We start from the raw sequence: 14048 nt of genomic DNA, 5'->3' as shown, positions 1-14048 counted from the left end.
AGGAACATGTGACCTACGCTGAGTTCATGCCTGGCCCGTCCGGTCCCCTCGACCACCTGCGCCATCGACTCATCACAGCCTTGGGCGGGCAGGTCCCGCCCCGGCCGAAACCACCGCAGCGCGAGATCGTCGGCCTGGCGATCGCCGGAGGTGGGGCCCGCTCCAGCTTCGAGATCGGCGCACTAGACTACCTCTACGATCGCGAGGGCATCACCCCGGCTGTGATCACCGGAACCTCTGCCGGGTCGATCCTCGCGGCTGTCCTGGCCCAGCATCCCACTCGCACCCAGCAGCACCAGGCTGTGGGCGAACTACGGCAGTTGTGGCTGAGCATGGAGAGTTCAGCGGACATGTTCGCCGAGCTGGAGTGGTTCACCAAGCTGAACGAGCACATGCCCACCTGGCGCAAGGTCATGGCGCTGCGTCATCGGGACGCGCGAGCCGCTCAGGCCGGCCGCACCCGCAACCCGGGTCGCACGGCTCGCATGGCCGGTTCCCGTGACAACCGCGCGAGCCGTTCCGAGTCGCGCGAACGCCGCCGCACTCCGGACGCAGTCACCCAGCAGCGCACACCGCCGGAGCAGAGCCTGTCATGGTCGGTAACGAACGTCCTCGACACCATGGCCACGCTGTGGGAGGCGGGACGCACCAGCACCGACGTCGACCTCATCCTGAGCGGGGCCCAGACCGAGCGTGCGGCATTCCGCCCGGGGCCGCTGGTAGAACGCCTCGTCGACCCGACCATGTTCGACCCCACTCGAGTGGCCGGCTCCGGGGTGAAGCTGCGTATCGCTGCGGTCGCGCTGGAATCGGGTGAGTTGCGGTATGTGACCGAGACCGGTGAGATCCGGGACCGGCTCGATCAACCCGTCCCGGGCGAACCGGTGGTCGACCTCGTGACAGCCATCCGTGCCTCCTGTGCGATCCCGAGCGTGTTCGCACCCATCCGTCTCGGATCAGAGCACTACGTCGACGGCGGAGCCCGGGAGTCCCTGCCTGTGGAAGTGGCTGTCGATCACCTGGGCGTCACCCGGTGCTACGCCGTAGTCGCCTCACCACCCGGGCTCAGCCCGGCATCGAGCTTCGCGGACAAGGACATGCTGGAGATCGTGATGCGCGCCGGCTTCGGGGTGATGACCGACGAGATTCAGGCCGATGAGGTCCGCCGCGCCGAGGCCGCCGGAGCCATCGTCATCCAGCCCGAACTCGACATCCACGACATCCTCACCGTGGACCCCGGCCTCATCCGCATCGCGATGGACTACGGCTGGATCCGCGCTGCCGAGGTCTGCACGGCCGCCTCCGCCACGCAACGAGCGGCCACCCGCGCGATCATCGAGCTCCGGCGGCGGATCTGGGCGGTGGAGAATGCCGTCCTGCAGCCGGAGTCAGCCGAGGGCCACTCCGATGCGCTCCGCACGGAGTCGGGTGAGGAGGCTTCCCCCGACCTCGACCTGGTGGCAAGACTGAAGGTCGACCTGCGGGACGCCGTCGTGGCCGCCGACCCGGCGTTGCTGCCGCCTGGGGCGGACGGCTGGTGGCGGGGCTGGGAGGCCCATCCGTACGATCTGCCCGCTCCCGCCTGGCTCCCCTGAGTCACCACCCCGAACGGAACCGACGGCCGAGGGGACCCGCGTGCCACATGTGGCACGGAGATCTCGTGGGCCGTTAGTTCTGTCCGCTCGTGTACGCCGTGCGCACCTCGGCAGCGGATGGGACGCCATCCTGGGCGCCCGGACGCTGAACGGCCAGTGCTGCCGCGACTGACCCCCACCGGGCGGCCTCCACGAGCGAGTCGCCCAGGGCCAGACGCGCCCCGAGGACGCCGACGAAGGTGTCCCCGGCGCCGGTGGTGTCCACCGGAGTGACCGGTACGGCCGGTACCCGTGTGCGCTCACCGCCCTCGACCACGAGGGAGCCCTCCCCGCCGAGGGTCACCACAAGCGATCCGACTCTTCCGGCCAGGAGGTCGACGGCGCCGTCGAGCTCCCGGTCCGGCGCACCGAGCGCGACGGCCAGGTCGGCGGCCTCATGCTCGTTGACGACCAGAACGTCCAGCTGCGCCCACATCGCCTCCGACAGCGGCTGCGAGGGTGCGGCGTTCAGCACGAATACCGCCCCCTCGCGGCGGGCCTGCGCGGCCGCGAGGACAACGTCGGCGTCGATCTCGAGCTGGGCGAGCAGCACGTCCGCGGCCCCGATCACCTGCTGCTGGCGGGCATCGAGCGCGGTGAAGTCGGCATTGGCGCCCCCGACGACGACGATCGCGTTCTCCCCGTCGTCGGCCACCGAGATCAGGGCCGTGCCGGTCGGCTCGCCGGACTGGGCCACGACGCTCATGTCGACTCCGGAACCGGTGAGCGACTCCCGTAACGACTGGCCGTCCCCGTCCGACCCGAGCGCGCCGACGAACGCCGTCTCGACGCCACCAGCACGGGCTGCCGCCACCGCCTGATTGGCGCCCTTGCCGCCGCCACCGCGGGAGAAGGATCGCGCCAGGAGCGTCTCACCCGGCCCGGGGATGCGCGGTACTCGTGCCACCACGTCCATATTCGCCGAACCCACCACGACGACGCCCATCACTTCTCCTTCTCCTCCGTCTGCCGTACCGGGGAAGACTACGCCAGAACGCACGCACCACCCGCCCGATGACGGATACTGGCACCAGAAGCCGGGGCTTGGGAGGGAGACACGATGACGCCACCGATGGCTGCCGTCGTCTACCACCCGGAGAAGCTCACCGGTGAGCGCTGGCGGCGCATCGTGGCACGTGAGGAGCGGCGCGCCGGGTGGGGCCCGTCCGTCTGGGTGCCCACCCAGGCCGATGACGACGCAGCCTCCCTGCGTAGGCGCCTGACCGAGGCATCCGCCGGCGAGGCGGACGTGGTGATCGCTGCCGGCGGTGACGGGACCGTGCGGGCCGTCGCGGAGATGCTTGTCGGCACAGACCAGCCGCTCGGGGTATGGCCCGTCGGGTCGACGAATCTGTTCGCCCGCAACGTGGGCCTGCCGGTGCTGGACCAGGTGGCCGCGCTGCGTGTCTCGTTCTCGGGGATGCACCGGCGGGTCGACACCGGCCGGGTGAGGGTGGACCTGGCGGACGGGGACCGCACGAGCAGGACCTTTCTGGTCCTGGCCGGTTTCGGTGTGGACGCCCAGATGGTGGTGCACACCTCCAGCGAGGCGAAGGCACACCTGGGGTGGCTGGCGTACGTGGCCGGGGTGACCCGGGGTGTCACCCGCCCAGACCGGCTGGATGTGACCCACTCACTCGACGGCGCAGCGCCGCAAGAGGCCCGGCTGCTCACCTTGGCCATTGCCAACGGTGGCGCTCTTCCCGCCGGGCTGGTGCTGCTGCCGGACGCCGAGGTGGACGACGGCGAGCTCGACGTCCTGATGCTGCACGCCGACGATGCGCGCACCTGGAGTGAGGTCGCGTCCTGGTTCGTGCAGGAGAACTCGCTGGTGCGTCAGGTCCGCCGCCGGACCGGCCGGCGCCGGCCGTTGCGGACCGGGGAAGCGGTCCAGTTGCGCCGCGCGAAGGACGTGCGGGTCGTGCTGAGCCGTCCGGAGCACTTTCAGGTGGACGGCGAGTACCTGGGCAAGGTCGTCGCTCTGCACGCGCAGGTGCAGCAGGCGTCGCTGCTGATCTGCACGTAGGCCACCGAGGAATCTGGCGGGCCGAGTGCCGCACCCGCCGTCACAGGCGCATGGGTGGTGCCGACCCGCCTGAGTCGGCACCACCCATGCTGCGGACGGATCAGCCCTGACCAGGCCGCCGGTGTCGTCTGATCATCAGCACTGCGGCCCCGCTCACGAGCAAGCCCAGGGCAACGAGGCAGAGAAGCATCGGCAAGCCGGTCCCGGTCTCGGAGAGTTCACCGTCCGAACCGGAGCCGTCCGTCTGCCCGCCATCACCGGGGTCTGCGCCACCCTGCCCATCACCCGGGTCTGCGCCACCCTGCCCATCACCGGGGTCGGTGCCATCCTGCCCGTCGCCCGGGTCGCCCGGCTCAGTGGGTTCCGGATCTGGGGTCGGCTCCGACAGAGCCGCCAGCGAGAACACCGTGGTGACACTGCGCGTCACGTTCCCCGCAGCATCTGTCACCTCGGCGAACCACGAGTGCCGGGCCTGCGGTGCCAGATCAGCGACGATGACGTCCGCAGTATCTGTGCCGACAACCGTCTGCGCCTCACCCACTGGTATCGGTGCGCCGACGTCCAGGGTGAGCCCGAGGGCGCCGAGAGTACGGTCATCGCCTGTTCCACCGAGGTCGAGCTCGAGGACGAAGTTCTCCGAGTCGTCACCGTGGAACCCGGGCACGTTCTCCGAGGAGATGGGGGAATGCCAACGCCCGTCCGAGGTCCATGAGTCCAGCCACGGCGAGTACGTGTTCACGTACAGAAGACCGTTCTCCGCATCCACACTGAGGTTTTTGTAGAACTCGTGGCCACCCCAGGGGCGCGTCTGGTAGTCGGTGAGCAGACCGTAGGAGGTGGTGCCGTGATCGGTCTCCCGAGCAGCCACGTAGCTTCCGGAGTTATGACCGGCAAGCACAAGCGCCACGTTCGGATAAGGATCGACGAGTTGATCGTTGATCCGCGGGTTGGTGTACGGGTCGCTCGCGTCACGGGCGAACATGTAGTCGTGCGTGGCCAGGATCACCGTGTGATCCGGATGTGCTTCGATGGCTTCCCTCGCCCACTGGATCCCGGGGTCGTCGTCGGTGTTCGCCGACCAGTAGCTGAGCGCGAGGAACAACAACGGCGCCCCCTCGATCTCGGCCGTGTAGTAATAGTTGTCGATGTCGTAGTGCCCGCCGAAGGTGAAGGGAGTGTCCTCGACGTTTTCCTGGAATCGGGACATCGGGAAATACTGCTCGAGCATCAGGCGACCGTTGCGGTCCTCGGAGTAGTCGTGGTTGCCCCACGAGACCATCAGCGGGATGCCGGCCTCCTCGAGTGCACGGGCTGATGGTTCCGCGTCGCGCCACTGGTACTCGTCCCGCAGGTACTCACGGTTGACCCAGTCACCGGCATGGATCACGAGCTCGGTTTGGCGTTCGTCGGCGTTGTCGACGAGGTGCTCGAACATCTCGGTCATCATCCACGGTGTGGACTCGGCGTAGAGCTGGGTGTCCGGCACGTGGCTGAAGCCCCAGTCGAAATCGGCCCGGTCCGGGTATTGCTCGTGTACACGGTCTCCGAACGGCTCAGCCACGAGACCTCGCCAGATCAGCAACTGGAGCTCAGCCTCGGGCCCGACAGCGTTCTCTTTCGCTAGGGCGGTGATGTCCAGCGAGACCTCACCTCCGGAGATGTCCGCATCACTGTCCTTGACCAACCAGCTCCCGGCCGTGTGGTCCCAGACCCAGGCGGAGATGCGACGGTCGTCGCCGGTTCCGGTCCAGGTGAGATGGAATGTCTCCTCCTCTGCCTGCTCTGGGGTCAGCGCGATGGAGTAAATCTGGTAGGGATTCGCATCCTCGCCGACTGTCTCCGGTAGGAGGTCTTCAGCCGCCTCGCCGGACTCGGGTGTCAGTGACGTGGGCACCCGGTCTTCGGTGGCTCCGGTACGCACACTCACGTTCGCCTCGGTCAGGTCTATCGCCTCGTTCATGAAGAAGCGTGCCTCAACGGGCTCACGACCGTCGCTGAGCGGCGTGGCGCTCAGGCGTACCTGGTCCGCGGCGGAATCGACCCGCTCGGTGTCCACCTCAGGCTGTTCCGGAGCCACCCTGTCGGTCACGCTGAGGGAAACGGTGGCTTCAGCCGCGTCGTCACCGAGGGCCGCCACCAACGAGACATTCTGATCACCGGGCAGGTGGACCGGCACGTCGAGCGTGAAGGCGCCCGCGTCGACGGTCTCCTGGAAGACGATGCGATCTCCGACGGTGGCCGTGATCTCGGCTCCGTGGGAGAGCGCACCGGTGATCGGGACGAGCCCCGCCTCGATCTCAGCATCCGGGGCGGCGCTATCAGCGATCAGGGACAGCCCGTCCTGCGAGCGCTCGGTGCGTTCGCCGTAGCGGACGGCGTCTCCGAAGTAGTTCGCATACCGGAACTGCTCGAATTCGGGCAGGACGGGAGCGCTCGCGATCTGCACCTCCTCGATGGTGCCTTGGAACGGCGCGACGAGCGAGTCGCCCTCTGCCGATAGCGCACCGATGGTTGTCAGGACGCCGAAGTCGCTTCGCGTCGGCCGGCGTTCGGCCATCGTCTCGTACTGCTGCACGCCGTCGACGAACACCGCGTAGGTCATGCCGTCATAGAGCTGGGTGACCAGGTGCGGTTCGCCGTCGGCCGGAACGGCGGCCATGAACTCCGAGGAGCCCAGGGTCGTCCGCACCGCCCCCTCTCCCCCGCTCAGGCGTTGCAGGAACGCCGACGGCGTGCCGCCAGCCGGGTCCTCTTTGGCGACGATCGTGCCGTCCTGGCCGCCCGCGAGGACGTCCTCGTCGGTGAACGAGTAGATCCCGCTCACGGAGATGGTCTGGTGCCCCCCTCCTACGTTGCCCGGGTACTGCAGGAGGGACCCCTCGAAGCGGCTCGCGAGCGCCCCACCCGCGGTCGCCTCCACACTCAGATCGGCCCCGAAGAGGGTGCCGGTGTGCTGCCCGGTGGAGTCGACCCGGGTCTGGCCAGCCGTCGTGGCCTCGTCGAAGTGCTCGACGAGTGCGTAGTCGGCGTTCCATACCTCGGCGGGGTCGTTGCCCTCATCGCCGCCGCCGTAGTAGGCCCACAGCACAGTGATCGAGCCAGCCGCTAGTCGCGGCATCCGCACCCAGACGGTGCTGGAGCCACCCGGGTTCCAGTGCTCGACCTCATAATCGAGCAAGGCGCCGTCCGCGGCGGCGAAGGCGAGTTCGTCCCCGGTGACGCCGGGGCTGTCGGCGAGGGTCAGCCGCACGGGTACATCACGGAACTCACGCGCAGTCTCGTTGCGGACGGTGATCGGCTCGCGCGCGGTCGCCTCGGGGTCAGCCCACGCCAGGGTGATGCCATCGGTGGAGACGAGCCCGCGCAGCTCACGCAACCTCAGTTCTGCAGCCTCCAGTCGCGCGAGGTCGAGCGCATCCCGCTGGCCGCTGGTGAGGGCGGCGACACCCTCTCTCGCTGCCTCGACAAGCACCTGGTCGTCGAGGCTGAGGCTCTCGGCGGCAGGCAGGCCCTCGATCATTTGCTCGACACCGGTCAGCTGACGGTCGATACCGAACCCTTCGGAGAGCCGCGGCTGGCCCCCATCGGTGATGTTGTACACCTCGACAGTCAACCGCTCCTCAGTGACGTCGACCGCGGTGAAGGTCTCGGCCGTGCCGGCACGCGGCGTACCGAGTCGGTCGAAGAGCCGGAGATAGGACTCCAGGTCGAAGATCTCCGCCTCGGCGATCTGCGCGTAGTGCTTGGCGCCCGCTGTATTGGGCATGAAGTAGAGCGTCCCGTCCGGATCGACGGTGTACTCGAACCGGTGCCCGTCGACGATCTCGGTGATGACCGAGGCCTCCACCGGGCTTGCAAACGCCGCGCCATCAGGATCGTGGCGAAGCACCTCAGTGCGCGACATGTAGTGATCGTGGCCCTGGAACACGAGGTCGATCCCGATCTCATCGATCACCGGCACCAACTTCTCGCGCATCGCGTGGACGTCGGCATCGGTCGCATGAGTGCCTGCCGTGTACAGACCCTTGTGCATGACGAGCAACAACCAGTCGGCTCCGTCTGTGCGTGCCGCCTGTGCCTCCTCGCGCAGCCAGCGGAGCTGATCGTCGGAGATCCCTTCCTCGGGATCCTCGTTGGTGTTGAGAACCATGAAGTGAGCGCCCTGGTAGCGGTAGGCGTAGTAGGCGCCGGTCTCGGTGCTCTGACCGTTCGGGGCCTCCAGCGTGAAGTGGTCGACGAAGGAGTTGTTCCGGTCTTCATGGTTGCCGGCGGCTGGGGCGATGGTGGTGGCGAGCAGGCTGTCCTGCGCGGCACCGAGCATGTCGGACCAGTCGTCCTCGATATGACCGTCCTGCACCACGTCGCCGTTGTGCACCATGAACTCGGCCTCGGGCACGGTCGCCAGAGCGTGGCGCAGCGTCGTGGCGGCCAACGCCGCTTCCTCTTCGGCCTTGGCCTGAGTGTCGGTCAGGTCGATGAAGGTGAAGTCCTCACTCCCCGACGTCGGAGTCACGAACTCGCCGGTGGCGCTCCAGACCCCGGTGAGAGAGTCGCCGACGCGGTAGTAGTACGTGTTGCCGGGCACGAGGCCGTGGGCGACCGCCGAGTAGTGCAACTCGTCGTGGCGCGTCGTCGCCTGGTCTGCCGTGACCTGGAAGGTCGACTCCCCAACGGGGAACGAGGGGTCGGTGCTGAGCAGCACGGCCGCGTCATCGGTGTCCACGGTCTGGTACCACGAGAAGCCGCGCTGCGTACTGGGGTCGCCATGGAAGGTCGTCGTGATGCGGTTCGGGAGCTCCTCGGGTGCTGTGTGCTTGATCGACGCGGTGCCCGTCTCCGGATCCCACCGCCAATGCTCCACGAAGCTCCAGCCGATCTCGTCGTAGGTGCTACGAAGAGCGAGATCCTCGGCGCTGACGTCGATCCCGTGCCGTCCGCGCTCACCGGGGCCCGTGACAGTCTCGCCACCGACCGTGGTCTCGACGTTCGCCAGGTTCTCAGCGGCGTCCCAGCCATCTGCACTGACGTCACCGAGCACGCGACCACCGCCGGCATCGGTGACGGCGCGACCGAGCACGATGTTCCGGGTCACCTCGGCGCCCGCCTGCACGGTGGCGACCACGAGGCCGGACGCCTCGGTTGCGGTCACCTCTCCGTGAACGAGGAGGGTCGAGATCAGGGCACCATCATCGGCCCGGGCCACGGCCGCCGCTGCAGTCTCAGCCGCGACCGTGGCGTCGACCTCGTTGAAGGTCACGTCCGCGTTCTCTGCCGTGGCCACGAGTCCGCCCGCCAGCGGGGAGGACGGGGCGTCGACGGTGACGTCGACGGAGATCATCTCGATGAGGGCACGCTGAGAGGCTGTACCCGCAGCGTGCACCGCGACAGCCGCGACGGGCTCGGTGCTGTCGCCGACGACCAGATCGTCGAACTGCATGTTCCGGATGGTTCCTGTGAGCGTCCGCACCAGTCCGAGCGAGTCGTGCGCTCCGCTCGGGGCGTATCGAAGACCGGTGATGGTATGACCTCGACCATCGAGCACGCCCTCGAAACGGTCGATTCCAGTGAAGGGGTCCTGACCGGAGAAGTCGAGGTCGCTGGTGAGGGTGAACTGCCGGTCGCCTTCAAGAGTGGCGTCGCCTCCATTGAGGCCATCGGCGAGCATCTGCAGGTCAGCGGGGCTGCGGATCTCGAAGGGAACCTCGCGTGTACCGGCGCCCAGGAGGTATTCGCGGTCGGGCACGGGGTGACCGCGGGACACGTCCCACGTCCACTGGCCGGAGAAGTCCCAGCCGAGCCCCTCATAGGTTGCCTGCTGGGCGAGTTGTGCGGCGCTGGTATCGGTGCCGTGCATATTGCGCTCCCCGGGGGCGTCCGGCAGTTCTCCGGCGACCAGGATCGTCTCCCGCGCGAGGTTGTTCTCGACCTCGAATCCGTCAGCGCGGTGAATGGCGACTACCCGGCCGGGTGCGATCGCCGTGCGCCCACCGCGGTAGGTGACCTCGCCGTCGTAGAGCACATTGTCGGTGATCCGGGTTGTTCCGACCACGCTGCCGCCACCCTGGTAGGCAACCACCATGGCACCGTGTGCACGTGCCCCACCCGAGACGACGGTGGCGTCGATCAGATTCCTGCTGATCTCGGAACCGTGCCGGGCGTAGCCGACGACAGCGGCGGGGTAACGGGCGCTGTCGTAGGTTCCCGTGACCCAGTTGTCGGTGACGACGGCACCCTCGGCCTTGGCAGCGATCGCTGCCGCGTACTGGCTGCCGGAGATGAGGGTGGCATCGAGGACCGAGTTGCCGTCGAGCACGGCGCCGTTCACCGCATCGAGCGCGATTCCCGCCACGCGGACGTTCCCACGGTCGGTCACGCGGAGTCCATCGATAGTGAGGTCACGGACAGTGCCTCCATTCAGCGTGTGGATGAAGCCGCGCTGAGGCTCGCCGTTCGCGTTGTCGCGGACGGCGTAGTCGCCGATACTGAAGATCTTGTGACCTGCTCCGTCGAGTACACCGCTGAAGTGGTCGATGCCAGCGAACACGCCACCGCCGAAGTCGATATTCGCGGTGAGGCGCACATGCGCGCCGCCGTAGGTGGCCATGTCGCCGTTGATTGCCTCGGTGATGGCAATCAGGTCATCGGCATCGGCGATCTGATAGGGGTCGGCCTCGGTACCTCGTCCGTCCACGCCCGTGAGCTCCTCCCCGGGCTCGGGTTCGGGCAGCGGCTCGGGTTCGGGCAGGTCTGCACCGGTCCCGGAGAGCGAAGGCACTGGTCCTTCGCGATCCTGGTCCCACCGCCAGGTGCCAGGGAAGGCCCAGCCAAGCCCTTCATATGTGGCCTGACGGCGTAGTTCCTCCGCGGTGGCGTCCTCGCCCTGGCGGTTCAGCTCACCGGGCGCCTCCGGGCGTTCACCAGCGACGAGGATGGAGACGGCAGCCAGGTTGCGTTCGGCCACCACTCCGGGGCTCCGGATGACTCCGGCGACCCGGGCAGGATCGATGCCGCTGTCTCCCCCGCGGTAGGTCACCTCGCCCCCGATCAGGACGTTGTCGAGGATCTCCACCTCAGGTTTCGAGGTGTCCGAGTAGGCACCGGCGTATCCGAGCAGCATCGCGCCGTGGGCACGCGACCCACCCGAGACGACGGTGGCGTCGACGAGGTTGCGTTCGATCTGGACGTCGTAACGCCCATACCCCACCACTGCGCTCGGGTACCGCGCGGAGTCGAAGACTCCCTCGATCGCGTTGTCGACGATACTGACGCCGTCCTGTGCGTTCGTGGTGATACCCGCCGTGTACTGATGCCCGGACACGAGCGTGGCGTCGAGGATCGCATTGCGTTCGATGCGGGTTCCGCCCGTGGCCACGACGGCGATGCCGGCGACGCGTGTGTCCGCCGTGGTCTGCGCACTGACGCCGTCGAGGGTGAGGTCGTGCACGACGGCGGCATCGAGTTCACGGAAGAGACCCAACTCGCTGCTCGTCGCGCCCGGTCCGTAGACGATGTCGCGGATGCTGTGCCCGGCTCCGTCGAGCACACCGGTGAACCGGTCGATGCCACCGAACTCCTGCCCAGCGAAGTCGAGATTCGCGGTGAGTTCAAGATGAGTATCGATCCAGGCGGCGTCGCCGGTATTGATCTGATCGGCCACCGCCACGAACTCGGCTGCCGTCTCGATGAGATACGGCGAGTCAGCTGTACCGGCGCCCTCGACATCGTCGAGCGGGTCGGCAGCCGCGGCAGGAGTGAGAGCGCCCACAACCAAGCCTGCAGCGAGTGCCAGACCGATCGCGGAGGTGGCAAGGCGACGCATCAAGATCTCCACAGCGCCGGCCACGACGTCGCCCACGCGCTGGTGATCGGCGCGACAGGGGTGCTGGAATGCGCGGGCAACCCCGGTAGTCAATACAGGGAAGATGTCCGGCACCTGTCCGCCTGGCATACGGCTGGCGAATACCTCGATGGCAGTCCGCGATCCCGCCTGGGCAGCGCCGCACGCGGCGGCAACTCGTCAGCGCGTGACGGACCGGAAGCCGCGCAACCGCAGGCTGTTCGTCACCACGAACACCGAGGAGAACGCCATCGCCGCGCCGGCGATCATCGGGTTGAGCAACCCCAGCGCAGCCACCGGGATGGCCGCCACGTTGTAGGCGAACGCCCAGAACAGATTGCCCTTGATGGTGCCCAGGGTACGACGGGAGAGGCGGACCGCGTCGGTGGCGGCCCGCAGGTCGCCGCGCACGAGGGTGATGTCGCTGGCCTCGATCGCAGCGTCCGTTCCGGTGCCCATCGCCAGCCCCAGGTCGGCGGTGGCGAGCGCCGCGGCATCGTTCACCCCGTCACCGACCATCGCAACCACCCGGCCCGACTCCTGCAGGCGCCGCACCTCGTTCACCTTCTCCTCGGGGAGCACCTCGGCGATGACCTCCTCGATCCCCACCTCGGCCGCCACCTGCTCGGCGGCGCGCGTGTTGTCACCCGTCAGCAGCACAGGTGTGAGCCCGAGCCCGCGCAACATCCGCACAGCCTCGGCGGATGTCTCCTTGACGGTGTCGCCCACCTCGATGAGCCCGCGCAGCACGCCGTCGGCACCGACCGCGACAACGGTCGCCCCACCGGTCGATGCCTGTGCGAAGGCAGCGTCAAGACCGGTGACATCCCATCCTTCGTCGGTGAGCACCGACGGCCGCCCGACGAGCACCGTCGTGCCATCCACCGCTCCGCGCACACCTCGCCCGGCAAGGTTCTCGAAGTCGGCGACGGCGGGCAGCTCACCCAGCCGTTCCTGCGCCTCCCGCGCCACGGCCGCTCCGATCGGGTGCTCGGAGGCGTGCTCAACGGCACCGGCCAGACGCAGCACCTCCTCCTCGCTGGTGCCGGCGAGCGGGTGCACGCTGCGCACCGCCATCGCACCCGTGGTCACGGTGCCGGTCTTGTCCAGGACGACAGTGTCGACAGCGCGGGTGGACTCGAGCACCTCGGGGCCGCGGATCAGGATGCCGAGCTGGGCGCCTCTCCCGGTACCGACGAGCAGCGCCGTCGGGGTGGCTAGTCCGAGTGCACACGGGCAAGCGATGATGAGCACGGCCACCGCCGCTGTGAATGCACTGGCGGGTTCGCCCGAGACGGCCCACCACACGATCAGCGTCGCCAACGCGATCAGGATGACGATCGGCACGAAGACTGCGGAGATGCGATCGGCGAGCCGCTGCACGGCCGCCTTGCCGTTCTGCGCTTCCTCAACCAGCGCGGCGATCCGGGCGAGCTGGGTGTCCGCTCCGATCCGGGTCGCACGCACCACGAGCCGGCCGCCCACGTTCACCGAGGCACCCACGACGGCGTCCCCCGCCTCCACCTCGGCCGGCACCGATTCTCCGGTCAGCATCGAGACGTCGACGGCGGAGCGTCCCTCGACCACCTGACCGTCGGTGGCAATGGTCTCGCCCGGGCGGACCACGAACTCGTCTCCGACGGCCAGCTCACTCACCGGGCGGCGGATCTCCTGACCGCCGTGCCGGATCGCGACGTCCTTGGCGCCCAGATCGAGCAGCGCTCGCAGGGCCGCACCGGCGTTGCGGCGGGCGCGCAGCTCGAAGTACCGGCCGGCAAGGATGAAGGTGGTCACGCCGGCCGCCACCTCGAGATAGAGGGCACCGGAGGGATCGGCGGATCCGAGCGTGAAGGAGAACGGGTGCGTCATCCCGGGGTGGCCGGCGGTGCCGAAGAACAACGCCCACAGTGACCAGGCGAACGCCGCCGAGGTGCCCATCGAGATGAGAGTGTCCATCGTGGCGGCACCGTGCTTGAGATTGGTCCAGGCGGCGCGGTGGAAAGGAGCAGCTCCCCACACCACCACCGGGGCGGCCAGCACGAGGGAGAGCCACTGCCAGTTCGTGAACTGCAGCGCGGGCACCATGGCGAGCACGATCACCGGGACCGAGAGCAGGGCGCTGATGATGAGACGGTGACGCATCGCGGCGAGACTGTGCGGGCCGGTCTGCTCCTGCTCCTCCTGCTGCCCGGCCGCACCTGACTCGGCGGCTGAAGCTCCGCCGTCGGAGGCTCCGGGAGCATGGACCTCATGGGCGCTGTATCCGGCCTGCTCGACTGCTGCGATGAGCTCGGGGACCGTGATGCTCGGCGGGTGGAAGATCCGGGCCTTCTCCGTGGCGTAGTTGACGCTCGCGCTGGCTCCCGCGAGCCGGTTGAGGCGCTTCTCAACCCGTGCCGCGCAGGAGGCGCAGGTCATCCCGCCGATCCCCAGCTCGATGCGCTGAAGCTCGCCCTGCGTCTGGTCAGTGGTGCTCATCGTTTGTCTCCTTCACAGCCCCAAACAGATACCTCCAGGGGGTATGGAAAAGATACCCCTAGGCGGTATAGTT

The 14048-nt window shown here is 68.2% G+C and carries 5 protein-coding genes; 2 read left to right on the top strand and 3 right to left on the bottom strand.

The genetic code is table 11. The features are described from left to right. Nucleotides 1-26 precede the first annotated feature (26 nt). On the top strand, nucleotides 27-1595 hold the full coding sequence (locus IM660_RS02475) for a patatin-like phospholipase family protein (RefSeq protein WP_193497861.1): 1569 nt from the start codon (nucleotides 27-29) through the stop codon (nucleotides 1593-1595). Nucleotides 1596-1668: 73 nt separating this feature from the next. Here IM660_RS02475 and IM660_RS02470 read toward each other — a convergent pair whose 3' ends face one another. Continuing rightward, on the bottom strand, nucleotides 1669-2580 hold the full coding sequence (locus tag IM660_RS02470; protein ID WP_246465095.1) for a ribokinase: 912 nt from the start codon (nucleotides 2578-2580) through the stop codon (nucleotides 1669-1671). A gap of 114 nt (nucleotides 2581-2694) precedes the next feature. Between IM660_RS02470 and IM660_RS02465 the strand changes: the two genes are divergently transcribed. Next, nucleotides 2695-3660, top strand: coding sequence for a diacylglycerol/lipid kinase family protein (locus IM660_RS02465; RefSeq protein ID WP_193497860.1), 966 nt, complete (start codon nucleotides 2695-2697; stop codon nucleotides 3658-3660). Between the two features lie 100 nt (nucleotides 3661-3760). On the opposite strand, the gene IM660_RS02460 is transcribed toward IM660_RS02465, so the two are convergent. Both IM660_RS02460 and IM660_RS02455 read right to left on the bottom strand, forming a co-directional pair. After that, nucleotides 3761-11515: a DUF2341 domain-containing protein gene (locus IM660_RS02460; RefSeq protein ID WP_193497859.1), complete on the bottom strand. Its 7755-nt coding sequence runs from the start codon at nucleotides 11513-11515 to the stop codon at nucleotides 3761-3763. Between the two features lie 162 nt (nucleotides 11516-11677). Continuing rightward, nucleotides 11678-13975 (bottom strand): heavy metal translocating P-type ATPase, encoded by a 2298-nt coding sequence (locus IM660_RS02455; RefSeq protein WP_193497858.1) that lies wholly within the window; start codon nucleotides 13973-13975, stop codon nucleotides 11678-11680. Between the last annotated feature and the right edge of the window lie 73 nt (nucleotides 13976-14048).

Origin of the sequence: Ruania alkalisoli (assembly GCF_014960965.1) — a bacterium.
In the GTDB taxonomy this organism is placed as follows: domain Bacteria; phylum Actinomycetota; class Actinomycetes; order Actinomycetales; family Beutenbergiaceae; genus Ruania; species Ruania alkalisoli.
Note: the sequence above shows the minus strand (reverse complement) of the source record. Positions and strands in the feature narration are given on the sequence as shown.

What these genes read in the sequence shown, in the direction of transcription:
- IM660_RS02455 (WP_193497858.1), bottom strand. Translation starts at nt 13,975, where the DNA reads ATGAGCACCACTGACCAGACGCAGGGCGAGCTTCAGCGCATCGAGCTG.
- IM660_RS02465 (WP_193497860.1), top strand. Translation starts at nt 2,695, where the DNA reads ATGACGCCACCGATGGCTGCCGTCGTCTACCACCCGGAGAAGCTCACC.
- IM660_RS02475 (WP_193497861.1), top strand. Translation starts at nt 27, where the DNA reads ATGCCTGGCCCGTCCGGTCCCCTCGACCACCTGCGCCATCGACTCATC.
- IM660_RS02470 (WP_246465095.1), bottom strand. Translation starts at nt 2,580, where the DNA reads ATGGGCGTCGTCGTGGTGGGTTCGGCGAATATGGACGTGGTGGCACGA.